The sequence below is a fragment of the Roseomonas sp. F4 genome, from assembly GCF_053891155.1.
In genome coordinates this window covers 102607-126895 of the sequence record NZ_JBSSHK010000006.1, presented here as the reverse complement: position 1 = coordinate 126895, position 24289 = coordinate 102607, and the positions used below count along the sequence as shown (strand labels likewise).

General features: G+C 71.0%; 16 protein-coding genes. 9 read left to right on the top strand and 7 right to left on the bottom strand.

Annotated elements, in window-relative coordinates; all coding sequences use genetic code 11:
• Positions 1-32: 32 nt before the first annotated feature.
• Genes ACVFYP_RS23505 through ACVFYP_RS23485 form a run of 5 tightly spaced genes read left to right on the top strand, consistent with a single transcriptional unit; the run spans position 33 to position 5550 of the window.
• Positions 33-1283, top strand: coding sequence for a sarcosine oxidase subunit beta family protein (locus ACVFYP_RS23505; RefSeq protein WP_499202663.1), 1251 nt, complete (start codon positions 33-35; stop codon positions 1281-1283).
• Positions 1283-1534, top strand: coding sequence for a sarcosine oxidase subunit delta (locus ACVFYP_RS23500; RefSeq protein ID WP_499202662.1), 252 nt, complete (start codon positions 1283-1285; stop codon positions 1532-1534). The genes ACVFYP_RS23505 and ACVFYP_RS23500 overlap by 1 nt, the downstream gene beginning before the upstream one ends.
• Positions 1531-4452 (top strand): sarcosine oxidase subunit alpha family protein, encoded by a 2922-nt coding sequence (locus ACVFYP_RS23495; protein WP_499202661.1) that lies wholly within the window; start codon positions 1531-1533, stop codon positions 4450-4452. Before ACVFYP_RS23500 ends, ACVFYP_RS23495 begins: the two co-directional genes overlap by 4 nt.
• Positions 4445-4906: a sarcosine oxidase subunit gamma family protein gene (locus ACVFYP_RS23490; RefSeq protein ID WP_499202660.1), complete on the top strand. Its 462-nt coding sequence runs from the start codon at positions 4445-4447 to the stop codon at positions 4904-4906. The genes ACVFYP_RS23495 and ACVFYP_RS23490 overlap by 8 nt, the downstream gene beginning before the upstream one ends.
• Complete coding sequence (locus tag ACVFYP_RS23485; protein WP_499202994.1) at positions 4906-5550, top strand: 4'-phosphopantetheinyl transferase family protein; 645 nt, start codon at positions 4906-4908, stop codon at positions 5548-5550. The genes ACVFYP_RS23490 and ACVFYP_RS23485 overlap by 1 nt, the downstream gene beginning before the upstream one ends.
• A 3-nt stretch (positions 5551-5553) precedes the next feature.
• Here ACVFYP_RS23485 and ACVFYP_RS23480 read toward each other — a convergent pair whose 3' ends face one another.
• The 6 genes from ACVFYP_RS23480 to ACVFYP_RS23455 all read right to left on the bottom strand — a co-directional run bounded on the left by ACVFYP_RS23480 (position 5554) and on the right by ACVFYP_RS23455 (position 11161).
• The gene (locus ACVFYP_RS23480; RefSeq protein WP_499202659.1) at positions 5554-7074 is read right to left on the bottom strand and encodes a phospholipase D family protein; all 1521 of its coding nucleotides are present in this window, start codon (positions 7072-7074) and stop codon (positions 5554-5556) included.
• Positions 7075-7176: 102 nt separating this feature from the next.
• Complete coding sequence (locus ACVFYP_RS23475; protein ID WP_499202658.1) at positions 7177-8103, bottom strand: endonuclease/exonuclease/phosphatase family protein; 927 nt, start codon at positions 8101-8103, stop codon at positions 7177-7179.
• A gap of 189 nt (positions 8104-8292) precedes the next feature.
• Positions 8293-9033 (bottom strand): amino acid ABC transporter ATP-binding protein, encoded by a 741-nt coding sequence (locus tag ACVFYP_RS23470; protein ID WP_499202657.1) that lies wholly within the window; start codon positions 9031-9033, stop codon positions 8293-8295.
• On the bottom strand, positions 9030-9683 hold the full coding sequence (locus ACVFYP_RS23465; protein ID WP_499202656.1) for an amino acid ABC transporter permease: 654 nt from the start codon (positions 9681-9683) through the stop codon (positions 9030-9032). The genes ACVFYP_RS23470 and ACVFYP_RS23465 overlap by 4 nt, the downstream gene beginning before the upstream one ends.
• Positions 9680-10306, bottom strand: a complete 627-nt coding sequence (locus ACVFYP_RS23460; RefSeq protein ID WP_499202655.1) for an amino acid ABC transporter permease — start codon at positions 10304-10306, stop codon at positions 9680-9682. Before ACVFYP_RS23460 ends, ACVFYP_RS23465 begins: the two co-directional genes overlap by 4 nt.
• Positions 10307-10324: 18 nt before the next feature.
• Positions 10325-11161 (bottom strand): transporter substrate-binding domain-containing protein, encoded by an 837-nt coding sequence (locus tag ACVFYP_RS23455; RefSeq protein WP_499202654.1) that lies wholly within the window; start codon positions 11159-11161, stop codon positions 10325-10327.
• A gap of 219 nt (positions 11162-11380) precedes the next feature.
• Between ACVFYP_RS23455 and ACVFYP_RS23450 the strand changes: the two genes are divergently transcribed.
• Together ACVFYP_RS23450 and hutC are read left to right on the top strand one after the other, a co-directional pair.
• Entirely contained in the window at positions 11381-12304 is a 924-nt protein-coding gene (locus ACVFYP_RS23450) for an isopenicillin N synthase family dioxygenase (protein WP_499202653.1), read from the top strand.
• The gene (gene hutC, locus ACVFYP_RS23445) at positions 12301-13026 is read left to right on the top strand and encodes a histidine utilization transcriptional repressor HutC (protein ID WP_499202652.1); all 726 of its coding nucleotides are present in this window, start codon (positions 12301-12303) and stop codon (positions 13024-13026) included. The genes ACVFYP_RS23450 and hutC overlap by 4 nt, the downstream gene beginning before the upstream one ends.
• Positions 13027-13045: 19 nt before the next feature.
• Here hutC and ACVFYP_RS23440 read toward each other — a convergent pair whose 3' ends face one another.
• Positions 13046-13774 carry a SapC family protein gene (locus ACVFYP_RS23440; RefSeq protein ID WP_499202651.1) on the bottom strand — a complete coding sequence of 243 codons (729 nt, stop codon included), beginning with the start codon at positions 13772-13774 and terminating at the stop codon, positions 13046-13048.
• A gap of 224 nt (positions 13775-13998) precedes the next feature.
• On the opposite strand from ACVFYP_RS23440, the gene ACVFYP_RS23435 reads away from it, so the two are divergent.
• Together ACVFYP_RS23435 and ACVFYP_RS23430 are read left to right on the top strand one after the other, a co-directional pair.
• Positions 13999-15750 carry a ShlB/FhaC/HecB family hemolysin secretion/activation protein gene (locus tag ACVFYP_RS23435; RefSeq protein ID WP_499202650.1) on the top strand — a complete coding sequence of 584 codons (1752 nt, stop codon included), beginning with the start codon at positions 13999-14001 and terminating at the stop codon, positions 15748-15750.
• A 12-nt stretch (positions 15751-15762) separates the two neighbouring features.
• On the top strand, positions 15763-24288 hold the full coding sequence (locus ACVFYP_RS23430; protein ID WP_499202649.1) for a beta strand repeat-containing protein: 8526 nt from the start codon (positions 15763-15765) through the stop codon (positions 24286-24288).
• The last annotated feature ends 1 nt before the right edge of the window (position 24289 follow it).

Below are 24289 nucleotides of genomic sequence, written 5' to 3'. Positions count from 1 at the left end.
TATCCGCCCGCCCGCCTGCCACCCTGGCGGCCATGCGCTATTCCGCCTTGGCCCTGCTGCGCCATGCCCTGACCGGCAATCGGTCCTGGACCCCCGCCTGGCGCGATCCGGCGCCGAAGCCGGCTTATGACACGCTGATCATCGGCGGCGGCGGGCACGGGCTGGCCACCGCGCATTACCTGGCGAAGCTGCACGGCATCACGGATGTGGCGGTGCTGGAGAAGGGCTATCTCGGTTCCGGCAATGTCGGCCGCAACACCACCATCATCCGTTCCAACTACCTGCTGCCCGGTAACACGCCCTTCTACGAGCACTCGATGAAGCTGTGGGAAGGGCTGGAGCGCGACCTGAACTACAACGCCATGGTCAGCCAGCGCGGCGTGCTGAACCTGTTCCACAGCGACAGCCAGCGCGATGCCTATGCACGCCGCGGCAACGCCATGCGCCTGGCCGGCGTGGATGCCGAATTGCTGGATGCGGCGCAGGTGCGGGCAATGGTGCCGGGGCTGAACATGGAGGCCGCGCGCTTTCCCGTAAAAGGCGGGCTGCTGCAACGGCGCGGCGGCACCGCGCGACATGATGCCGTCGCCTGGGGCTATGCCCGCGCCGCAGACCAGCGTGGCGTGGACCTGTTGCAGAACACCGAAGTCACCGGCATCCGCGTGGAAGCCGGGCGCGTGACGGGCGTGGAGACGACGCGCGGCTTCATCGGCGCGAAGCGTGTCGGTCTCGCCGTCGCTGGCAATACCTCCCGAGTCGCGGCCATGGCGGGGCTGCGGCTGCCGATCGAAAGCCATGTGTTGCAGGCCTTCGTGTCGGAGGCGGTGAAGCCGATGATCGACACGGTCGTCACCTATGGCGCCGGCCATTTGTATGTCAGCCAGTCGGACAAGGGCGGGCTGGTTTTTGGTGGCGATATCGACGGCTATAACTCCTACGCCCAGCGCGGCAATCTGCCGGTGGTGCATGACGTGATGGAATGCGCGGTGCAGCTTTTCCCGGCCATGTCGCGGTTGCGCTACCTGCGCCAATGGGGCGGCATCATGGACATGTCGATGGACGGATCGCCGATCATCGACCGCACGCCGATCGAGGGCCTCTTCCTGAATTGCGGCTGGTGCTATGGCGGCTTCAAGGCGACGCCGGCCAGCGGCTGGTGCTTTGCGCATACTATCGCCACTGGCCAGCCGCACGCGCTGAACGCAGCCTTCCGGCTGGACCGTTTTGCCAGCGGCCATGTGATCGATGAGAAGGGCGCCGGCGCCCAGGCGAATCTGCACTGATGCGCATTCCCTGTCCCTTCTGCGGTGACCGCGACTCCGCCGAGTTTCTGACCAACGGCAGCGCGCCGCCACCGCGCCCGCAGGCCGATGCGCCCTTTGAGGCGTGGCACGATTACCTCCACCTGCGCGACAATCCGGCGGGCGCACATGTCGAGTTGTGGCAGCACCTCCATGGCTGCCGGCAATGGCTGCGCGTGACGCGCGACACGCGCAGCCATGCGGTGCTTGGCGCCGAGGCCTGCCGCCCATGACGCGCCTCGCCACCGGCGGGCGGATCGACCGCAGCGAATCGCTGCGCTTCAGCTTCGACGGCCGCGCCTTCACCGGCCATCCGGGCGATACGCTGGCTTCCGCGCTGCTGGCCAATGGCGTGCGGCTTGTGGGGCGATCGTTCAAATACCACCGGCCGCGCGGCGTCTGGGGCCTCGGCGTGGAGGAGCCGAACGCGCTGGTCGAATTGCGCAGCGCCGCGCGGCAGGAACCGAACACACGCGCCACCACGGCGGAGCTGTTCGAGGGGCTGGTTGCGAACAGCCAGAACCGTTGGCCCTCGCTGCGCTTCGACCTGCGCGCGATGAATGGGCTGTTCGGCCCTCTGCTCTCGGCCGGCTTCTACTACAAGACCTTCATGTGGCCCGCCGCCTTCTGGGAGAAGGTCTATGAGCCGCTGATCCGCCGCGCCGCCGGCCTCGGCCGCGCGGCCACGGCGGCTGATCCTGACCACTATGAACGCATGCACGCGCATTGCGACGTGCTGGTGATCGGCGCCGGCCCCGCCGGCCTCAGCGCCGCTTTGACCGCGGCCCGGGGCGGCGCGCGGGTGATTTTGGCCGATGAGGATTTTGCGCCCGGGGGCCGGTTGCTGGCGGAGCGGCAGGAGATCGACGGCGCCCCGGCGGCGGAGTGGGCGGCGCGCATCTGGGCAGAACTCGGCGCCATGCCAGATGTCACCCTGCTGCCGCGCACCACCGTCTTCGGCGTCTTCGACCAGGGCAGTTATGGCGCAGTCCAGCGGGTGGCGGACCATCTGGTGGAACCCGCCCCCGGCCAGCCGCGCCAGCGCGGCTGGACCATTGTCGCGAAGCGCGCGGTGCTGGCCACCGGCGCGCTGGAACGCCCCATCGCCTTTTCGGGCAATGACCGCCCCGGCGTGATGTCCGCCGCCGCTGCGCGCGGCTATGTCAACCGCTTCGCCGTGCTGCCCGGCCATCGTGCGGTTGTCTTCACCAGTGGCGATGACGGCTGGCGCAGCGCCGCCGATCTTTTGTACGCAGGCGCGGAGGTGACAGTGGTGGAGGCGCGGGATGCCGTCGCGCCTGCCCTCCTGGCCAGTGCCGCACGGGCGCGCCATGTCCTGGGCGCGCGTGTGATTGGCACTCGCGGGCGGCTCGGCTTGTCCGAAGTGCTACTCGACAACGGCGAGAAGATCGTCGCCGATCTTCTTGCCGTGGCCGGCGGCTGGAACCCCACGTTGCACCTCGCCGGCCATCACGGCGGGCGACCACGCTGGGATGACTCCCTGCACGCCTTCGTGCCCGACACGACCCCACCCGGCATGATGGTTGCCGGCGCCGCTGCCGGACGCATGACGCTCGCCACCTGCCTCGCCGATGGGGCCGCCGCCGGGCGCCGCGCGGCGGAGGAGACAGGGCATGCCGCCCCACCGCTCGATCTGCCACATGCGGAAGACGAGCCTTCGGCGCTGCGCCCGCTGTTCCATGTGCCGGGCCGTACCAAAGCTTTTGTCGATTTCCAGCACGATGTCACCGCCGCCGATATCGAACTCGCCGCGCGCGAAGGCTATCGCAGCGTCGAGCATGCCAAGCGCTACACCACCCTTGGCATGGCCACCGATCAGGGCCGCACCGCCAATGTCGTGGGGCTCGCCATCCTGGCGGCGGCGACCGGGCATGGCATCGCGGAAACTGGCACCACCCTGTTCCGCCCGCCCTATACGCCCGTCACCATCGGCGCCCTTGCCGGCCACCAGACCGGCCGCGATTTTCGCCCCACCCGCCGCACGCCGCTGCATGACTGGGCCGCCGCCCATGGCGCCAGCTTCGTCGAGACAGGCCCCTGGCTGCGCGCGCAATGGTACGCCCGCCCCGGCGAGGCTGGCTGGCGCGATAGCGTGGATCGCGAAGCGCAGGCCGTGCGCGCGGATGTCGGCTTCTGCGATGTCTCGACCTTGGGAAAGATCGAGGTGGTGGGGCCGGATGCCGCGGCGCTGCTCGACCTTGCCTATGCCAATGACATCGCCAGCCTAAAGCCCGGCCGGATCCGCTACGGCATCATGCTGCGCGAGGACGGCTTTGTGTTCGATGACGGCACCTGCGCGCGGCTGGAACAGGACCGCTTTCTGCTGACCACCACCACGGCGAATGCGGCGCGCGTGTTGCAGCATCTGGAATATGTCCATCAGGTGCTGCGCCCCGAACTGCGCCTGGTGATGCTCTCGGTCACTGACGCCTGGGCGCAGATTGCCTTGGCTGGTCCCCGCGCGCGCGATGTGCTGGCGGGGCTGGCCGCCGAAGCCGATGTCTCCAACGCCGCCTTTCCGCACATGTCCTGCATGTCGGCAACATTGGCGGGGGGCGTGGCGGCGCGGCTGTACCGCCTCTCCTTCTCCGGCGAGCTCGGTTATGAGGTCGGCGTGGCGCCCGAAAATGCGGCGGCGCTGGCGGATCGGCTGCTGGCCGCCGGCGCCACGCCCTATGGGACGGAGGCCTTGGGCGTGCTGCGCATCGAGAAGGGCCATGCCGGCGGTGGCGAGCTGAACGGCCAGACCACGGCGGGCGATCTCGGCCTCGGCCGCATGCTGTCCCGGCGCAAGGATTTTGTGGGGCGCGTCATGGCGCAGCGGCCCGCGCTGACCGATCCGGCCCGACAGGTGCTGGTCGGCCTGCGCGGCGCGGCGACGCTGCGGACCGGCGCGCATCTGCTGGCACCGGGCACCGCCGCCACGACGGAGAACGACCTCGGCCATGTCACGGCTTCCTGCTGGTCGCCGCATCTGGGGGGGATGATCGGCCTCGGCCTGCTCTCCGGTGGCCAGGCGCGCATCGGCACGCGCATCCGCGTTCACGATCCGCTGCGCGGTGGAGATGCGGAGGCGGAGGTGGTGTCGCCTATCTTCATCGATCCTGAAGGGCAGCGCAGCCGTGAGTGAGCTGGCGCTGCGCGAAGTGCGGGGCCTCGGGCAGGTGGCGCTGCACGGGCCGAGCGATCTGCTGCCCGGCCTTCCGGACGGGCCCGGCTGGGCGGCGCTGGCTGGCGCCACGGTGATCTGGACGGCACCCGGGGTCTGGCTCTGGCTCGGCGAGGAACCGCCGGTTCCGCCCGCCCCCGCCCACCGCACCGAACTGCACGGCGCCCGCTGCATCCTGGAACTGACCGGCGAGGGCGCATCCGACCTGCTGGCGACGCTTCTGGCCACCGACCTGCATCCGCGCGCCTTTCCGGAAGGTGCCGCGGCGGCGACGATCGCGGCCCATGTGCCGGTGCTGGTCTGGCGTGTCGCGGGTGGTTTCCGGCTCGCCTGCGCCCGCTCTTACGCCCAGTCCTTCACGCAATCGCTGGTCGAGGCCGGCCGCGGCCGCGGGCTGGTCTGGATCGACGCGTGATGCGCCGTGGCGCGGTGCGGCTGCGCTGGCTGATGCCGGAGATGGCGGGTGACTCCACGCTCGCCGCTTGGCACGCCACGCTGGATGCCGAGGAACAGGCCCGCGCGGCGCACTTCCGGGCAGAGGCCGATCGCCGCGCCTATATCGCCGCCCATGCCCTGATGCGCGCCATGCTGGAACAGGCCGGCGGCCTGCCCGCCGCCGCCTGGCGTTTTGCGCGGGGCCCGCAGGGGCGGCCGGAGCCTGAGCCGGCGGAGGACCTGCGCTTCAGCCTGTCCCACACCCGCAGCCTGGTCGCCTGCGCCGTCACCCTGACCGATGATATCGGCCTGGATGTGGAGGACCTCGCGCGGCCGCCCGCCAGCCCGAGCCTCGCCGAACGCTATTTCGCGCCGCAGGAGGCCGCGCTTCTGGCCGCCACGCCGCCGGAGCGCCGCCACGAAACGTTTCTGCGGCTGTGGACGCTGAAGGAGGCCTATGTGAAGGCGACCGGGGAGGGGATTGCCGCCGGGCTCGACCGTTTCGCTTTCACCCTGGACCCGCCGCGCCTGGCCTTCGCGCCGGGCGGCACGGCGCCCTGGCGGGTGCTGCAATGGCAGCCGACGCCAGGGCATGTGTTGGCCTTGGCGCTCAGGCGCCGCTGAAGCTCAAAGCTGCGATTCAATCGGCAGCCAGCGCAGCACCCGTGCCAGCACGCGGCGGCGCAGAGAGGCATCGGGTTCGCGATACAGCCGGCAGGGCTGGCCCTGGGCGTCCAGCCCGCTCCAGACCAGCCGGCCCTCCTCCAGTTCCAGCCGCCAGCTTCGGGCCGGGTCGGCAAGCCGGTCGTGTTCCGCCCGCAACTCCGCCGCCAGCCCGTCATGCCGCACGAAGGCGCCCATTTCGGTGTTCAGCCGGGCGGATCGCGGGTCCAGGTTGAAGGAGCCGACAAAGACCTGCGCGCCATCCACCGCGAAAGCCTTGGTGTGCAGGCTGGCGCCGCGGGAGCCGAAGACGCTGGTATCCTCCTCCTCCCCGCTCGGCTTCAACTCGAACAGGCTGATGCCGGCGCGCAGCAGTTTGGGGCGGTAGCCGGCATAGCCGCCATGCACCGCCACCACATCGGTCGCGGCAAGGGAATTGGTGATGACGGAAATCTCCACCCCCCGCGCCACCATCTCCAGCATCAGGGCCAGGCCGGCCGGGCCGGGGACGAAATAGGGCGAGATCAGCAGCGCCTGGCGTTTTGCCGCGCGCAGGGCATCGGCGATGTCGGGGGCGATGCCGCCGGCGGCGCGGGCTTCCCGCCGTGCCGTCAGGCCGCGCTTGGCCTTCTCCGGCGGGTCCGCCACCACGCGCACGGCACGCGGCGGCACCGCCACCATGCCCCGTCGCAGCCGCTCCGCCGGGTCCGGCCGATGCGCGAAATGGGCGAGATAGCGTTGCGCGGCGGGGCGCGCGGCGGCCTCCGCCAGGGATTGCCGCAGATGTGGCAGGCCCCGATTGGGGCCGGCGGGCGGGCAGACCTTCGCGGCCGGCAGGGCCAGCCGGCTGGCCCAGTAGCGTTCGAACACCTTCACCGTGCCGGCCACCGCATCGCCGGCTAGCACCAGATCCAGATCGCGAAAATTGAAGTCCTCTGCCTTGGCGCCAAAATACTCGTCGCCCAGGTTGCGGCCACCGGCGATAGCGACGCAGCCATCGGCGATCCAAGATTTGTTGTGCATACGGCGGTTCAGGTGCCAGCCGCCGAAAGCCATTTCCAGCAGGAAGCCGAATTTGCCGAACAGCCGCCAGCGCGTGGCGTTGAACACCTTCACGGTGATGTTCGGATGCGAATCCAGCGCCACCAGGGTGCGTTCGCGGCCGATGGCATAGGCATCGTCCAGCAGCAGCCGCACCCGCACGCCGCGATCGGCGGCCGCCAGAACCTCCCCGGCCAGCAGGGTGCCGGTCACGTCGCCGTGCCACATGTAGTATTGCAGGTCGAGCGTCTGGCCGGCGGCGCGGGCGGTGGCGACGCGGGCAGCGAAGGCGTCCAGACCCTCCGGCAGCAGGGCGGCGCCGGCCTCCGCATTTTCCAACCCGGCGAGCACCTGGCCGACGGCGCGATGCAGGGCCGATTCCGCCGCTGCCTGCGCCTCGGGCTGAGGCGCTATCAGGATGGCCTGGGTCCGGGGGGCGGACATGTTGTTCCTTGGGCTGGACGTTGGCGGCATGTGGCGCGCGGCCAGGGCCGCTGCAAGCGAACGGTCCAGCAGCGCGGCGGTTGCAACGCCGCCGCGCCCGATTCAGGCGGCGGCATCCTCCTGCCGCGCCAGGGTGCCCAGCCGCACCGTCGCGGTCAGCGGCAGGTGGTCGGAGGCGATGCGCGCCAGGGCGCTGTCATGCGCCCTGACGTCGCTGACCAGGCCACGCGGCCAGCCCAGGATACGGTCCAGCGCCAGCACTGGCAGGCGGGTGGGGAAGCTGGGCGGGCCCTGCATCACCGGGCCGAAAAAGGGCTCGAAGGCCCGCAGTGACGAGCGGTGGCCGGGGCGCCATTCGTTGAGGTCGCCGAGCAGCAGGGTGGGTAGCGGTTCCTCGCCCTCCGGCGTCTCCGCCAAGGCGCGCAGGATCGCCGCGGCCTGCTGTGCCCGGCTGCGTCGCAGCAGGCCGAGATGCGCTGCCACCACCCGCAGCCGGCCCGAGGGCAGGTCGAGATCGGCCACCAGCGCGCCGCGCGGCTCCGCGCCCGGCAAAGCGAGCCGGCGGATGCGGGCCAGGGTGCCGGGGCGCACCAGCAGGGCATTGCCGTGCCAGCCATGGCCATCCGGCAGGTCGGAAACCGGCAGCGGTGCGAGCCCCGTCTCCCGCTCCAGCGCCGCGAGATCGAGCAGGCCGGTGCGGCGGCCGAAGCGGCGATCCGCCTCCTGCACCGCCACCAGATCGGCACCCAACTCGGCAATGACGGCGGCCGTGCGAGCCGGTTCGAAGCGGCGGTCGATGCCGACGCATTTGTGGATGTTGTAGGAGGCAACGCGCAGCGTGCCAGGCACAGGCTGCGGGGCCGGCGCCGGGCCGGGTTCCGGCCGCGCCGGGCGGCGCAGATCCACCAGCAGACCCTGCACCGCATCGCCTGTGCGGCGAAGATGGGCGGAGACGCTGAACCGGCCACGTTCGCTACGGCGGCGGTTTGAACCGTCGCGTGGGGAGGAGGGGTGGTGCTGGTCGATCATGCGTCGGTGCGGGCCGGATCCGTGAGGCGGGACGCTCCGGCGGCCCGAGGAGATATGCAGCACCCTGAAAATAGTCACGGAGACTGCCACTTCCAAGATGCCATGCGGGGCGCAGGACGTGAACATCCTATGCCTGATGCGTGAAGGCCCCGTTGCAACGCCGGCGGAAGCGGACCGTTCCGCGCCGGGTCAGGCGTCCCGCGCCCAGGCGACGCGGTCGAGATAGGTTTGCAGGAAGCTGCGCACGCGGGGTTCCGCCTGGGCCGCGAACAGCTCCGCCGGCGGGGCCGCCTGCACCACCACGCCATGGTCGAGGAAGACCACCCGGGTCGAAAGCCGTGCGATGAAGCCCATTTCGTGGCTGACGACCAGCATGGTGGTGCCGGCGGCGGCCAGGTCGCGAATCACGTCCAGCACCTCCGTCGTCAGCTCCGGGTCCAGCGCGGCGGTGGGTTCGTCGAACAGCAACACGCGTGGTTCCATCGCCAGCGTGCGGGCGATGGCGACGCGCTGCTGCTGGCCGCCGGACAGGGCCGCCGGCTTGCGCCCGCCAAAGGCCGCCAGCCCGACGCGGGCCAGCGCGGCTTCCGCCTTCTCGGCGGCGGCGGCGGCCGGCATCTTGCGCACCAGCCGCAGCGCCAGCGCCACATTTTCGCGCGCTGTCAGATGCGGCCAGAGGTTGAACTGCTGGAAGACCATGCCGACCGCGCCATCGCCCGGCCGGGTCTGGCGCCCCTCCACCATCACCGCGCCGCCCGAAACCTCGTCCAGCCCGGCGATGCAGCGCAACAGGGAGGATTTGCCGGAGCCGCTGGGGCCGATCACGCCGATCGCCTCGCCCGGCATCACATCCAGGTCGATGCGGCGCAGGATTTCCACATCGCCGACGCGCCGTTCCAGCGCGCGGACCGACAGAATGGGGGCCGTCATGCCGCCAGCGCCCGGGCGATGCGGCGTTCGGTATGGCGGGAGGCCCAGGCCGTGGCCTCCACCAGCGCCCAATAGACCAGCGCCAGCACCAGCGTGGTCTCGGCGAAGGCGAAGGTGGCGGAGCCCACGCCCTGCACCCGAAAGGTGAGTTCCGGCACGGTGATGATGGACAGGATGGCGGTTTCCTTGATGAGGATGACGGCCAGATTGGCCAGCGAGGGCAGCACCGCCAGCGCCATCATCGGCAGCATGATGCGCAGCACCGCCTGGTGGCGCGGAATGCCCAGCATGCGCGCCGCTTCCAACTGCCCCGGCGGCACGGAGAGGAAGCCGGCGCGGAAGACTTCCGAGAAATAGGCCGCGCCATAGACGGACAGCGCGACCCAGCCGGCCATGATCGGGCTCAGGTCGATGCCGATGAAGGGCCCGCCGAAGTAGAGAAGAAAACACTGAACCAGGAAGGGCACGCCGCGCACCACCTCCACCGCCGTGGCCAGCGGCCAGGACAGGACCAGGGGCGCGAAGAAGCGGATGGCGGCGATCAGGAAGCCGACGGCCAGCCCGGTGGCCACTCCCGCGCCCCAGATGGCGATGGTCAGCGGCAGGCCGCGCGCGGCGGCCAGCAGGCTGTCGGCCAGTGCTGCCATCATGCGCGCCGCGCCTCGCCGCGCCCTTGCGCCAGAAATGTCAGCGTCAGGTTGATCACCAGATAGATGGCGCCGCAGAGCGCATAGGCCGGCAGCGGCTCGAAGGTGCTCGACGCCAGCGCCTGGGCGCTGCGCGTCAGCTCCAGGATGCCGACGACGGAAATCAGGGAGGAGGCTTTGACGATCAGGATCGCCTCGCTGATCAGCGCCGGGCGCATCGCTTGGGCGGAGATTGGCAGGCGGATGCGCAGCAGCGTCTGCAAGGGCGTCAGCCCCAGCAGCCGCGCCGCCTCAAGCCCGCCCTTGGGTACCAAGGCAAAGCCGCCGCGGATGATCTCCGCCATATAGGCCGCGCAGCACAAAGCGAGCGTACCCACGGCTGCGACGATGGCGGGCAGGTCCACGCCCAGGAAGGGCAGGGCGTAATAGGCCAATAGGAGCTGGATCAGCAGCGGCACGCCGCGGAAGAAGCTGACATAGAGATTGGCCCAGACCCGCCCCGCCGAGCAGGCCACGGCGATCGGCACGCCGAGGATGAAGCCGATGGCGACCGCGACGGCGGAGATCCAGATGGTCGCCGCCGTCGCTTCCAGCATCGAGGGCAGGGCCTCGGCCAGGAACTCCAAGGTCTGCCCTTCCCGCGATCAGGCGTTGGCTTCGACGACGCGGGCCGGCACTTCGAAGGACTGGCCGAACCACTTGGTCTGCAGGGCGGCCAGCCGGCCATCGCCGCGCATCGCGTCGATCACCGTATCCACCGCATCCAGCAGCGGCGCCGTCTCGGCATCCTTGCGGCCGAGATAGCCGAAATAGACCTTCGCGCCGAAGGGCGGCTGCACCACGGAGAAAACGCGGCGCTGCTGCGCGACATAGGCGATATTGGGCAGCGAATTGGCCACCGCGACGATGCGGCCGGCGGCGAGGTCGGCATAGGTTTCGCTGAAGGACTGGTATTCGCGGATCTGCACGTTCAGCGACTTGTCGCGGATGAAGTTCTGCAACTGGGTCAGCTGCGCGGTGGCCTGGGCGCAGCCGACGGTCTTGCCGTCGATATCCTCCGGCTTCGCGATGGAGGCATCGCTGGCGCGCTTCAGCAGGGCCACGGTGGCGTCAGCCACGGGGGCGGTGAAGCGGTAGCGCTCCATGCGGGCCTTGGTGATGGTGGCGGGGCCGGCGACCAGGTCGAAGCGGCCGGCTTCGAGGCCGGGCAGAACGCCGGGCCAGGGCAGGTCCTGGAAGCGGATGCGCAGGTTCAGCGCCTTGCCGACCTCGGCGAAGAGCTCGATGTTCATGCCGACCTGGCGGCCGCCCTCGGTGAAGTCGAAGGGGGCGAAGTGCAGCTCCGTCGCGATCAGCAATTCGCCGGCGCGCTGCGCCTTTTCCAGGTTGTTGGCACTGGCGCTGCGCGCGGCCAGCAAGGCGGGTGCGGCCAGGGCGGCGGCGGCAAGCGCGGCGCGCCGCGAGATCAGCAGCTTCGTCATCATGCTCTCCTCGGCCTTGACGGCCTGCGTGATTCCATCCGGCCGGGCCGGCACTTCCCCGTCTGGCCACGCTCCCGCGCTGAATCCCTGGGCTTGGCCCTGGCACGCGAAGGTTGACATGACAGGTCATGACCGTAGGCTTGGCCATCCCGGCAATCAAGCCCGGATCGATCGGACCATTGCATCATGCCCGATGGCCTCCTCCAACAAGGACTTCCGGTGATCGACATCGCGGATTGCGCCGAGGGTGGCGATCTGCACAAAGTCGCGGCAGCCATCCGGGCGGCCTGCACAGGTCCTGGCTTCTTCTACGTCCGGAACCACGGTGTGCCCGCGGAGGTGATCGCCGGCGCGGTGGAAGCCAGCCGCCGCTTCTTCCATCTGCCAGAGGCGGTGAAGGCGGAAACCCGCGCCAATCTGGTGCATCGCGGCTGGCACCGGGCCGGCGGCGCGGTGATGGAAGGCGCCACCAAGCCCGACCTGAAGGAGTTTTTCTCGATTGGCCTCGACCTGCCGGAGGATCACCCGGTGGTGCTGGCGGGCGAGAAGCTGCGCGGGCCGAACCAGTGGCCGGCCGCGGTGCCGGAACTGCGCCCGGCGATGGAGGCCTATTTCGCCGCCGTCGGCGCCTGCGGCGCCCGGCTGCTGCGGGCCGTCGCCGTCAGCCTGGACCTGCCGGCCGATTTCTTTGCCCCCAGCTATACGCTGCCTTTGCAGCGCACCCAGGCCATCTTCTACCCGCCGCAGGCCCCTGACGACCTGGACGGTTTCGGTGTGGCCCCGCACACCGATTTCGGTTGCATCACCCTGCTCTGGCAGGATGACAGCGGCGGGCTGGAGGTGAAGGAACGCCAGTCCGGCGCCTGGATTCCGGCGCCGCCGCTGCCGGGGACGCTGGTGGTGAATGTGGGGGACCTGCTCGGCCGCTGGTCGAATGACCGCTTCGCCAGCACGCCGCATCGCGTGGTCAACCGCTCGGGCCATGAGCGCATGTCGATCGCCACCTTCTACGACCCGAATTTCGACGCGGCGATCGACCCGCGCGCGCTCGGCGCCACCCAGCCGATCTACGAGCCTACCACCTGCGGCGCGCATATCCTCGGCCGCTTCGCCCAGGCCTTCGCCTATCGCAAGACGGCATGAGCCTGCCGCAGGCGGCGAAGCCACTCTATGCCGTGGTGAAGGACCATGTGACCACGCGCATCCGCGACGGAAGCTGGCCCCCCGGCACGCGCATTCCCTCCGAGAATGCGCTGGGGCCGGAACTCGGCGTCTCGCGCATCACCATCAACCGCGCCTTCGCGGAACTGGCGCGGGATGGGGTGCTGCATAAGGTGGCCGGCGTCGGCACCTTCGTGGCGCGCCCAAAGCCGCGCTTCGGCCTGGTGACCATCGAGGACATCGCGGAGGAGATCACCGCGCGCGGCATGGCCTGGTCCTGCCGGGTGCTGAAGCTGGCGCCGGACCCCCTGCCGGCGGAGGCTGCCGCCGCGCTTGGCCTGCCGCCCGGACAGGCGGTGCCGCATAGCGCTATCCTGCATCTGGGCGACGGGGCGCCGATCCAGCAGGAATCGCGCTGGCTGCGGCCCAACTATTCCGCCGGTTATCTGGAGCAGGATTTCACCCGGGGCACGACCTTCGCGCATCTGGTGCGGACCGGGCAGGCGAATGAGATGGAGCAGGCGATCACCGCCATCCTGCCCGACGCGGCGCTGGCGCGGCTGCTGGACGTGCCGCGCACCCAGCCCTGCCTGGTGATCCGCCGGATCACCTTCACGGAGGGGGTGGCAATGACCTTTTCGCGGCTGGTGCAGCCGGCGGACCGGTTCGAGATCGCGGGACGCGCGGCGCTGGCGCCGCCTTAGCGGGCTGGGGCCTGCCGCCTCAGGACATCTCCGAAAACCCATGGATCGAGGCGAGGTGGGCGTAGATGGCCTCCAGATGCCCCGCATCCCGCAGCCCGGCCAGCGCCGCCCCGTCCAGCTTCGCCAGCGCCGCGCGATCCACCGCCCGAAAGCCGGTGATGTCGAAGGCCGCCGCCCCCGGCCGCGCCGGCTGCACCCGGGCGGTGGAGGCGCTGAGCAGGCCCAGCGTCGTCAAAGCCTCGCAAAAGGCGCGGGTGCGGCGAAAGGCGGCCTCGGCGTCGCGGGCCAGGGCGAAGGCCTGCTGCAACGCCGCGGCCGGCTGGCCGTCCTCGGCATAAAGCGGGTCCCCCGCCTCCACCGACAGGCAGGGGGCGAGCGGGTCCAGGCACAGCACCAGCTCCTCCGCCTTCCCGCTCGGCACCATCAGGAAGGGGTGGCGGCGCAGATGCGCGGGCTGGTAGCGCCCGGCGCGCCAATGCCCCTCCGCCTCCACGGCCGGGGAGGGCTGCCCCGGCGCCAGGCGCAGCAGCGCCACCGGCATATGCGGCGCCTGTTCGGCGAAGAGGACGGGCAGTTGCCGCCCGACCAGGGCAATCTCCTCCACCGCCAGGGGCAGCGCGGCGATACCGGTCAGGTCCGGCTGGCGCCGCGCCGAGAGCAGACGCAAGGCGCCGTGGCGGTCGGCATTCACCACCTCCAGCGCCTGGTAGAGGACGGGCAGGGTGGGTGCGGCCTGGCTCTGGGTCATGCCGGCCAGGATAAGCGGGGCGCGGTGCGGCGGGAAGCCGGATCGGCATCGAACTGGTCTGGTTTCATCGCAGCAGAGACGGGCCAATCGGCCGCATCCGCGACACACATGAAACTATTAAAAAATAGATAAAAGCGCTGGAACCGTGTTGTTGTGCATGTAACAAATTCGGCCCGGCAGCCGCACGGCGCTTGGCCGGCACGATCAAGTGGGGCTTATCGACCATGCGGCATATTCTGGGCCTGGCGCTGACGCTTGTTGTGCCGGCGGCCTTGGCCCAGACACCTCTGCCACCAGCGCCCCCGCCTCTCAGCCCCGGCCAGATCCAGCAGATCGCGCCCACTGAGCCGCTTCGCCTGGCCCCCAGTCTGCGCCCTGTCATTCCCGCCCCAGCCCAGGGTCCCGGCGCCGCGATGCGCGTGCGGCTGGTGGATGCCCGCATCACCGGCAACCAATTGCTGCCCGAGGCCCAGCTGCGCCCTCTGCTGGCGCCCCTGCTGGGGCAGGAGGTGCCGCTGGCCAGCATCGAGGATGCGCGCATCGCGGTGATCTCCGCCTATGGTCAGGCCGGCTACCCCTTCGTCACCGCCACCGCCGGCCTGGAACCCACGGCCGGCGGCAGCACGCTGGTGCTGGCGGTGATCGAGGGGCGGATCGGGTCGGTGAAGCTCGATGGCGATATCGGCCCGGCCGGTACCCAGGTGCTGCGCTTCCTGTCGCCGCTGGTCGATGGCGGGGCCGTGACGACGGCGGCGCTTGAACGCGCCCTGCTGCTGGCCGGTGACGTGCCGGGCGTGTCGGTGCGCAGCGTGGTGCGGCCGCTGGAAGGCGGCGATCCCGGCACGCTGGAATTGGTGGCGCAGGTCACCCGACGGCCGTTCAGCGGCTATCTGTCCATCGACAACCGCGGCTACCGGCTGACCGGGCCGCTGCAGGGCATCCTCGCCGTCGGTGCCAATTCCTTCACCGATATGGGGGAGCGGGTGGAGGTGTTGCTGTTCCAGACGCAGGGCTGGGAACAGACGTTGGGCCAGGTCTCCGGCGAAGTCTTCCTCGGCAGTTCGGGGCTGCGGCTGCGCGGCTATGCCGGCAGCGGCGTGACCCGCCCCGGCTCCTTCCTGGCGCAGCTCGGCTATGAGGGCACGGCCCATCTGGCCGGGCTGGCCGCCAGTTACCCGATCATCCGCAGCCGGCAACGCAACCTCTACACCGGCCTGCAATTCGACTGGCTGGATACGGAGGTGGAGGTCGGCACCCCCGGCGAACGGCAGAGCCGGGACCAGACCCGCGTGCTGCGCTTCGGGCTGGAAGGCAGCGCGCTGGACACGCTGCTGCCCTTCGCCCCGGCCGCGGGCACCACGGCCGGCAGCCTGCGCGTGCATCACGGCACCGCCTGGCTCGGCGCGACCCGCGCCAGCGAGGTGCCGGGACCGGCCCGCGTGGGCAGCGATTTCGACTTCACCAGATGGACCGCGGAGCTGTCCCGCACCCAGCCGATCTTCGTGCCGGCCGATGGCATGATGATCAGCCTGCATGGCCTGCTGGCGGGCCAGTTGAGCGACGACGTGCTGCCGCTGTCGGAGAAGTTCCTGTTCGGTGGCAACCGCCTGGGCCGCGGCTTCTATGCCGGGCAGGTCACCGGCGACAATGCCTTCGGCGCCAGCCTGGAACTGCAATTCGATGTGCGGCCGCAGCCCTTTTCCATGCCGGGCCTGTCCGGCACCGATGTGATGGTGCAGCCCGGCGCGCAATTCTACCTGTTCCGCGATTTCGGCCGTACCTGGGAGAATGTGGCGACGGATACAAGCCGCACGGTGGAATCCTGGGGCGGCGGCGTGCGCATGTTCCTGACCGATGATGTGCAGCTGGATATCGAAGGCGTGCGCCGGCTGACCCGGCAGGTGGATGCGGCGGGCGGCACGGTGAAGCCGCTGTCCGAGACCGCCGGCTTCTTCCGCCTGCTGACCCGTTTCTGAAGGGCGCGCGCCATGTCGACGAACTTCCGCCTTGCCGCCCGTCGCCACCTTCTGGCCAGCACCGCCCTGCTGCCGGTGATGGCGGCGGGGCCGGTTCTGGCCCAGGCGCCGAATGCCGCCCCGACCGGCGGGCAGGTGGTGGCCGGCAGCGCCGCCATCAGCCAATCCGGCACCACCACCACGATCAACCAGTCGAGCAACCGCGCGGCGATCGACTGGCGCAGCTTCAATGTCGGCAGCAACCAGTCGGTGCAGTTCAACCAGCCCAATGCCGGGTCCTGGACGCTGAACCGCGTGACCACCCCCGATCCGTCATTGATCGCGGGCCGCATCACGGCGAATGGCGGGGTCGCCATCGTCAATCAGTCCGGCGTCGTCTTCACACCGGGCGCGCAGGTGAATGTCGGCAGCCTGATCGCCAGCGCCGCCAATATCACCAACGAGAATTTCATGGCCGGCCGCATGGTCTTCGACGGCCCGGCGCGCCCCGGCGCGCGGGTGGAGAACCACGGCAGCATCACCGTCGCCGATCGCGGCCTGGCGTCCCTGGTGGCGCCGGGCGTGGCCAATTCGGGACTGATCCGCGCCCGGCTCGGCCGCGTGGCGCTGGCGGGGGCGGAGACCTTCACGCTCGATCTGGCCGGCGATGGGCTGGTGTCGCTGGATGTCACGCAATCGGTGCGCCAGGGGCCGGGTGGCGGTGTGGCGCTGGTGACCAATTCCGGCGTGGTGGAGGCGGCCGGCGGGTCCGTGCTGCTGACCGCCGATGCGGCGCGGGGCGTGGTGGATACGCTGGTGCGCAACACCGGCCGGATCAGCGTGGATGCCGCCAGCGGCCAGGCGGCGGGCCAGGTGGCGATCACCGGCAGCGGCGGCGATGTGCGGCTGGAAGGCGGCCGTGTTTCCGCCACCGGCACCGCGCCGGGCGTGCGCGGCGGCCGGGTTTCCGTCACGGCGCGGGATGGCGCGGTGGTGGTCGGTGCCACCGCCACGGTCGATGCCTCCGGCGCCGGGGGCGGCGGCAGCGTCCAGCTCGGCGGGGCGGAAACGCGGCGCGTGGCCATTGCCGGCCAGGTTTCTGCGCGGGGCACCGGTGCCAGCGTGCGCGGCGGGCTGGTGGCGGCGCAGGCGAAGCAGGATGTGCTGGTGGAAGGCGGCGGCAAGCTCGATGCCTCCGGCACCGGCGGCGGCGGCACCGTGCTGGCCGGCACCACCGGCTTCGGCCGGGGGCAGGAGATGGCGGAGACCACGCGCATCGCCGCCGGCGCCACGCTGGTGGCCGATGCGACGGAGGCCGGAACGGGCGGCCTCATCGCCGTGAACAGCACGGCGCGGACGGAAATGCGCGGCGCGATCTCCGCGCGTGGCGGTGCGGCGGGCGGCGATGGCGGCTTCGTGGAAATCTCCGGCCAGGGCGCGTTTTCCATCGCCGGCACGGTGGATGTGCGGGCGCCGGCCGGGCGCAATGGCACGCTGTTCCTTGACCCCAACGACATCGTCATCGTCAATGGCGCCGATGATTCCGGGCTGGATGGCGTGGCCGGCACCGTGGTGGCGACGGAGGCCGGTCTCGGCGATCCCGCCAATATCACCAATGGCACCATCGCCGCCTTCGCCGGCACGGTGCGGCTGGAGGCGGTGGACACGCTGACCGTCTCCGCCGCGGTCACCAAGGCGAATGGCGGGCTGACCCTGGTGGCGGGCACCAGCATCGCCATCAATGCCGACATCACCCTGTCCGGCGCCGGCGATGGCTTCACCGCGACCTCCGGCACCATCAGCGGCAACGGGGTCCTGCTGGTGGCGGATGGCAGCAGCATCGTGTTGCGCAGCGATGTGCTGACGCTGACCGGCGCGCTGAATGCCGGCGCGACGGGGCTGGTGGAGATTGGCCCACGCACCGCCGGCGCGGCCTATACCGCCACCTTGCCGGCCGGCGGCGTCACCGCGGGGCGGCTGCGCCTGGGCGAGACCCGCAGCGGCGACTTCGTGGATTGGGGCCAGGACCCGCTGGCGCAGGGCACCACGACGGCCGGCGTGGTGACCGTTTCATCGGCGCTTGACGCCAGCGGCATCAGCCTGGAGCTGATCGGCGCCAGCGTCGCCGTGGAGGCCGCGGTGACGGCGCTGGACATCACGCTGCGCGCCGATACGGGCGACATCACCCAGACCGCGGCGGGAAGGCTGACCGGCAACTCGCTGTCCGCTGTGGCCACGGGCGGATCGGTGGATCTGACGACCGCGACCCCGCGCAACGCGGTGGGCGCCGTCACCGGATCAGCCTCGGACAATTTCGCCTTCAGCGGCAGCCAGGCGGTGACGGTGGGGCCGGTGACGGCGGGTGACGACCTGACCATCACCGCCACCGCCGTGACGGTGACCGGCGCGCTGGATGCCGGCGGCGCCCTGTCCCTGGAAGCGACGGCCGGACAGGTCGCGTTGCAGGCCAGCGCCACGGCCGATGGCAGCATCAGCCTGATCGCGACAGGCGACATCACCCAGACCGCCGCCGGCCTTCTGACAACGCCGACGCTCTCGGCCAGCTCCAGCGGCGGCTCGGTGCTGCTCGCCACGGCGTCGCCCTTGAATGCGGTGGATGCGGTCAGCGGCTCCGCCGATGGGGATTTCACCTTCGGCAGCGCCAATAGCCTGCAGGTGGGGCCAGTGACGGCGGGCGATGACCTGACCATCGAAGCGCCCAGCATGACCGTGGTCAGCGCGCTGGAGGCCGGTGCGGTGGCGCGCCTGACGGCGGATACCACGCTCGCGGTGGATGCGCCGGTGGAAGGCGCCACCGGTGTCGTGCTGACGGCCGGCAGCATCAGCCTGACCCAGCTGGTGGCCAGCGGCGCCGGGGCGGATATCACCCTGGTGACGGACCTGCTGACCGCCAGTGGCGGCGCTTCGCTGCAAGCGGGCATCGCGGGGGATGGCGGCACGCTGTCCATCGCGCCGCGCACGGCCGGGCGGGACGTGGCGCTGGGCGGCGCTGCGGTGGCCAATACGCTGGTGGTGGGCGATGACGTCCTCGCGGCGATCGCGGCGGAGACGCAGCGGCTGCTGGTCGATGGTTCCACGACCTCCGCCGTGACGGTCGCCGCGACGGCGGATCTGGCGGCGCGCGATGTCGAGCAGGTGGAGCTGCGTGGCCTGAGCGTGGCGGTGAATGCGGCGCTGACGGCCGATAGCGGCATCACCCTGGCGGCGCAGAACAACGTGACCCAGTCGGCGCTAGGGCGCCTGACGGCGACCACGCTGGCGGCCAGTTCTTCGGCCGGTTCGGTGCTGCTGGCGACGGCCTCGCCCAGCAATGCGGTGGGCACGGTCAGCGGTTCGGCCGATGGGGATTTCGTCTTCAGCGGTGGCGGTGCGCTGACGGTGGGTGCGGTGACGGCGGGCGACGCGGTCACGGTCACCGGGACCAGCATGACCGTGACCGGGGCGGTGCAGGCGGGGACGGTGGCGATGCTGACGGCGTCGGCCGGCACGCTGGATGTGCAAGCCAATATCACCGGCACGACTGGCGTGGCGCTGACGGCTGACAGCATCAACCTGACGCAGCAGGTGGCCAGCGGCGCCGGGGCGGGTATCACCCTGGTGACGGACCTGCTGACCGCCAGCGGCGCCGCATCCTTGCGGGCCGGCGTCGCCGGGGACGGTGGCACGCTGTCCATCGCGCCACGCACGGCCGGGCGGGACGTGGCGCTGGGCGGCGCTGCGGTGGCCAATACGCTGGTGGTGGGCGATGACGTCATCGCGGCGATCGCGGCGGAGACACAGCGGCTGCTGGTCGATGGTAGCAATACCTCCACTGTCACGGTGCAGGGTGATGTCGACCTGGTGGCCCGCGATGTCGAGGAGTTGGAACTGCGCGGCCTGAGCGTGGCGGTGGACGCCGCCCTGACCGTAGATACGGTACTGTTGCGCAGCGATGGGGCGGTGACGCAGACGGCGCTGATCACGGCGGGGACCCTGGATGTGCGCGGCGAGAGCGGCGCGGCGGCCGGTGCGGTCACGCTGGATCTGGCGAACGCGGTCGACAGCTTTGCGGCGGTGTCCTCGGCGGCGGTGAATTTCCGCTCGACCCAGGCGCTGACAGTCACCGAGGTGACGGCGGCGGCGGATTCGACGCTGCGCGGCGATGTGTCGCTGGCGATGAGTGGCGCGGTGGATGTGGGGGCGGCCAATCTGCTGAACCTGCGCAGCGATGGCGCGGTGACGCAGACGGCGGTGATCACGGCGGGAACGCTGGATGTGCGCGGCGCCAGTGGCGCGGCGGCCGGGGCGGTCACGTTGAATCAGGCGAATGCTGTCGGCAGCTTTGCGGCGGAGTCCAGCGCCGGCGTGGACTTCCGCTCGGCGCAGGCGCTGACGGTCACCGGGGTGACGGCGGCGGGGGATTCGACGCTGCGCGGCGATGTGTCGCTGGCGTTGGATGGCGCGGTGGATGTGGGGGCGGCCAATCTGCTGAACCTGCGCAGCGATGGTGCGGTGACCCAGACGGCGGTGATCACGGCGGGGACGCTGGATGTGCGCGGTGCCAGCGGCGCGGCGGCCGGGGCGGTCACGCTGGATCTGGCGAATGCGGTGGACAGCTTTGCGGCGGTGTCTTCGGCGGGTGTGGACTTCCGCTCGGCGCAGGCGCTGACGGTAACAGGCGTGACGGCGGCGGCGGATTCGACGCTGCGCGGCGATGTGTCGCTGGCGCTGGATGGCTCGGTGGATGTGGGCGCGGCCAATCTGTTGAACCTGCGCAGCGATGGGGCGGTGACGCAGACGGCGGTGATCACGTCGGGGACGCTGGATGTGCGTGGTGCCAGCGGCGCGGCGGCCGGGGCGATCACATTGGATCTGGCGAACGTGGTCGGCAGCTTCGCGGCCGAGTCTTCGGCGGGTATGAATTTCCGCTCGACCCAGGCGCTGACGGTCACGGCTGTGACGGCGGCGGCGGATTCGACGCTGCGCGGCGATGTGTCGCTGGCGCTGGATGGCGCGGTGGATGTCGGGGCGGCCAATCTGCTGAACCTGCGCAGCGACGGCGCGGTGACGCAGACGGCGGTGATCACGGCGGGAACGCTGGATGTGCGCGGCGCCAGCGGCGCGGCGGCCGGGGCGGTCACGCTGGACCTGGCGAATGCGGTCGACAATTTTGCAGCGGCGTCTTCGGCGGGCGTGGACTTCCGCTCGGCGCAGGCGCTGACGGTCACTGGCGTGACGGCGGCGGCGGATTCGACGCTGCGGGGCGATGTGTCGCTGGCGCTGGATGGCGCGGTGGATGTGGGGGCGGCCAATCTGCTGAACCTGCGCAGCGATGGCGCCATCACCCAACAGCCCGCGGGCCTGATAACGGCCGGCACGGTGGATCTCGGCGGCGCCACGGGCGCGGCGGCCGGCTCTGTCCTGCTGGACCAGGCCAATGTGGTGGCAAATGTCACCGGCGCGGCGACGGGCGGCCTCACCTTCCGCTCGGCGCGGACAGGCGGGCTGACCGCGACCGATGTCGAGGCGGGTGCGGCGCTGTTAGTGACCGCGGATACCACCCTGACCACGGCGGGCACGCTGCGCAGCACGGGCGCCACGGTGACGTTGAGCGGCGACACGGGGGTGACGCAGACCGGGGGCCTGATCGATGGCGTCAACGCGGTGGAGCTGACCGCCGCCAATGGCGCGGTGAGCACCGCCGGCGACGTGATCTCCTCGGCGGCGGGTGTGACGCTGAGCGGCGAGACAGGGGTGACGCAAACGGCGGGCAGCATCACCGGCAGCGGCGCCGTGATCTTGACCTCGGCCAGTGGTGAAGTGAGCACATCCGGCGACGTGACCTCCTCGGCGGCTGGGGTGACGCTGAGTGGCGCGGCGGGGGTGACTCAAACAGCCGGCAGCATCACCGGCGCCGGAGCGGTTGCCATGACCGCCACGGGCGGCGCGGTGGCGACCAGCGGCGCGGTGCAAGGCACCGATGTGACGCTGACGGGCCAGGACGGCGTGACACAAACAGCTGGTAGCATCATTGGCAGCGGCGCCGTGGCCCTGACCTCTGCCGGCGGTGGGGTGACCACGGCAGCGACGGTGCAGGGCACGACGGTGACGATCAGCGGCGAGGCGGGCGTCACGCAGTCGGGCGGCAGCATCACCGGCAGCGGTGCGGTCGCCATGACCTCGGCCAGCGGCGCGGTGGAGACCAGCGGCGCGGTGCAGGGCACGGATGTGACCCTGACGGGCCAGGACGGCGTGACACAAACAGCGGGCAGCATCATCGGCAGCGGCGCCGTGGCCCTGACCTCGACCGGCGGCGGGGTGACCACGGCAGCGACGGTGCAGGGCGCGACGGTCACGCTCAGCGGCGAGACGGGCGTCACGCAGTCGGGCGGCAGCATCACCGGCAGCGGTGCGGTCGCCATGACCTCGGCCAGCGGCGCGGTGGAGACCAGCGGCGTGGTGCAGGGCACCGACGTGACGCTGACGGGCCAGGACGGCGTGACACAAACCGCGGGCAGCATCATCGGCAGTGGCGCCGTGGCCCTGACCTCGACCGCGGGCGAGGTGACCACGGCGGCGACGGTGCAGGGCGCGACGGTGACGCTCAGCGGCGAGGCGGGCGTCACGCAATCGGGCGGCACGATCACGGCCAGCGGTGCGGTCGCCATGACTTCGGGTGGCGGCTCGGTGGCGGCCCACGGCGCGGTGCAGGGCACCGAGGTGACCATGACCTCGGACGGCGGTGGGGTGACCATATCCGGCGACGTGACCTCCTCGGCGGGCGATGTGACGGTGAGTGGCCTGGCGGGGGTGAGGCAGCTCGCCGGCAACCTCATCGGCAGCGGCGCTGTGGCCCTGACCTCGCTCGGCGGCGAGGTGACCACGGCTGCGACGGTGCAGGGCACCGACGTGAGCCTGACGGGCCAAAGCGGCGTGACCCAATCTGCGGGTAGTATCACCGGTAGCGGGGCCGTGGCCCTGACCTCGGCCGGTGGCGCGGTGACCACGGCGGCGATGGTGCAGGGCGCGACGGTGTCGCTCAGCGGCCAGACAGGCGTCACGCAATCGGGCGGCAGCATCACTGGCAACGGCGCGGTGGTGCTGAACGCTGCCGCTGGCGCGGTCAGTGCCGCCGGTATGGTGCGATCCACCGCCTCCGACGTGACGATCACCGGCCTGTCGGGCAATCTGGCCGCCGGCAGCACGGTGCGCGCAGCCGGGTCGGTGACGGTCACAGCCAGTGCGGGCGGCCTTGCCAGCAACGGCACGCTGGTCAGCGATGGTGGCGCGGTCAGCCTGCAGGCGCAGGGGGGCATCACCCAGGCGGCCTCCGGCCAGATCACCGCCGGAACCGTGGCCTTGCAGGCGACGGGCGAGATCGAGACGCTTGGCGCCATCCAGGCCGACCGGCTGACCGCCACCGGCGCGGCGATCACGATCGGCGTGCCCCGCGGCGACTCGCTCGACCCCACGCCGGTCATTCGCCTGCGCGAACTCGGCGAGGTCCGCGCGACGGCCGGCGCCGCGGTGATCCAGTTGCAAGGCCTGTCGGATGGCAGCGAGACGGTAGTGACCGGCGCGCAGAGCGGCATCAGCGGCTACACGCTGCGCTCGACCGGCCATCTGCGGCTGCAGGGCGTCACCGTGCAGACCCAGGCGGGCAATGCCAGCATCCTGGCGGATGGCTACCTGCAGCTCGACCCCGGCAGCAGCGTGACGGCGCCAGGCACGGTGCGCCTCGCCGCCGGCCAGTCGCCGACGCTGACGCAAGCGCTGTTGCTGGATGGCGTGACGTTGCGGGGCGAGCTGGTGGAGATGGTGGTGGGCGCCGCCGGCAATACCGATGGCCGGCTGGTGGCCAATGCCAGCACGATCAACGCCGGCACCGCCGTGCTCTTCGCCGCCGGCGGCAGCATCGTGACCAGCGATGTCACCGTGGCGCCGACCGACCCCGCGCGACTGCCCCTGGTGATCTATGACAGCCGTCGCACGGCCACGGCGCTGCGCGCGATTCCGGGTGCGATCACTGCGGATACGGCCGATCGCCCCGGCCTGCCGGCCATCCAGCAGAGCTGGCAGGTCAGCAGCGCCGACACTCGGGGCGCGCAGCGCCTGTTCGGCCGGGATGACGGCAGCGGCCCCGCCACCGCCGCCGCCGCCGGCCCGCTGACCCTGGCGCTGGATGCCGGCGAAAGCCCGGTCTTCCTGTTGCTGGATGGCGGCACCGCCACCGGCGTGCTGACCGCAGGCCGGCTCGGCGTGCATGGCATCACGGGCGCGGAGAGGGTGGAGGGTGACAATACCGTCGCCCTGTCCGGCACGCTGAACGGCCTTTCCGCCGGCATCGCCGCGCAGTTCGGTCGCGCCACGGCGACCCTGCCGAGCGACCAGGTGCGCTATCGCTTCAACGAATGCGTCGTGGGCTCCGTCACCTGCGCCGCGCCGTCGATCATCCAGCCCTTCGTGCTGCCAGTGCAGAATCGCATCGACATCCGCAGCGACCGGCCGCGGCTCGACCCCGATGTACTGCTGCCCAATATCGCCGAGGAGGACTATTGAG

Coding starts and splice junctions, on each gene's coding strand:
- ACVFYP_RS23480 (WP_499202659.1), bottom strand. CDS start 7,074: ATGTCCGCCCCCCGGACCCAGGCCATCCTGATAGCGCCTCAGCCCGAG.
- ACVFYP_RS23495 (WP_499202661.1), top strand. CDS start 1,531: ATGACGCGCCTCGCCACCGGCGGGCGGATCGACCGCAGCGAATCGCTG.
- ACVFYP_RS23475 (WP_499202658.1), bottom strand. CDS start 8,103: ATGATCGACCAGCACCACCCCTCCTCCCCACGCGACGGTTCAAACCGC.
- ACVFYP_RS23440 (WP_499202651.1), bottom strand. CDS start 13,774: ATGACCCAGAGCCAGGCCGCACCCACCCTGCCCGTCCTCTACCAGGCG.
- ACVFYP_RS23485 (WP_499202994.1), top strand. CDS start 4,906: ATGCGCCGTGGCGCGGTGCGGCTGCGCTGGCTGATGCCGGAGATGGCG.
- ACVFYP_RS23455 (WP_499202654.1), bottom strand. CDS start 11,161: ATGACGAAGCTGCTGATCTCGCGGCGCGCCGCGCTTGCCGCCGCCGCC.
- ACVFYP_RS23505 (WP_499202663.1), top strand. CDS start 33: ATGCGCTATTCCGCCTTGGCCCTGCTGCGCCATGCCCTGACCGGCAAT.
- ACVFYP_RS23430 (WP_499202649.1), top strand. CDS start 15,763: ATGTCGACGAACTTCCGCCTTGCCGCCCGTCGCCACCTTCTGGCCAGC.
- hutC (WP_499202652.1), top strand. CDS start 12,301: ATGAGCCTGCCGCAGGCGGCGAAGCCACTCTATGCCGTGGTGAAGGAC.
- ACVFYP_RS23465 (WP_499202656.1), bottom strand. CDS start 9,683: ATGATGGCAGCACTGGCCGACAGCCTGCTGGCCGCCGCGCGCGGCCTG.
- ACVFYP_RS23500 (WP_499202662.1), top strand. CDS start 1,283: ATGCGCATTCCCTGTCCCTTCTGCGGTGACCGCGACTCCGCCGAGTTT.
- ACVFYP_RS23435 (WP_499202650.1), top strand. CDS start 13,999: ATGCGGCATATTCTGGGCCTGGCGCTGACGCTTGTTGTGCCGGCGGCC.
- ACVFYP_RS23470 (WP_499202657.1), bottom strand. CDS start 9,033: ATGACGGCCCCCATTCTGTCGGTCCGCGCGCTGGAACGGCGCGTCGGC.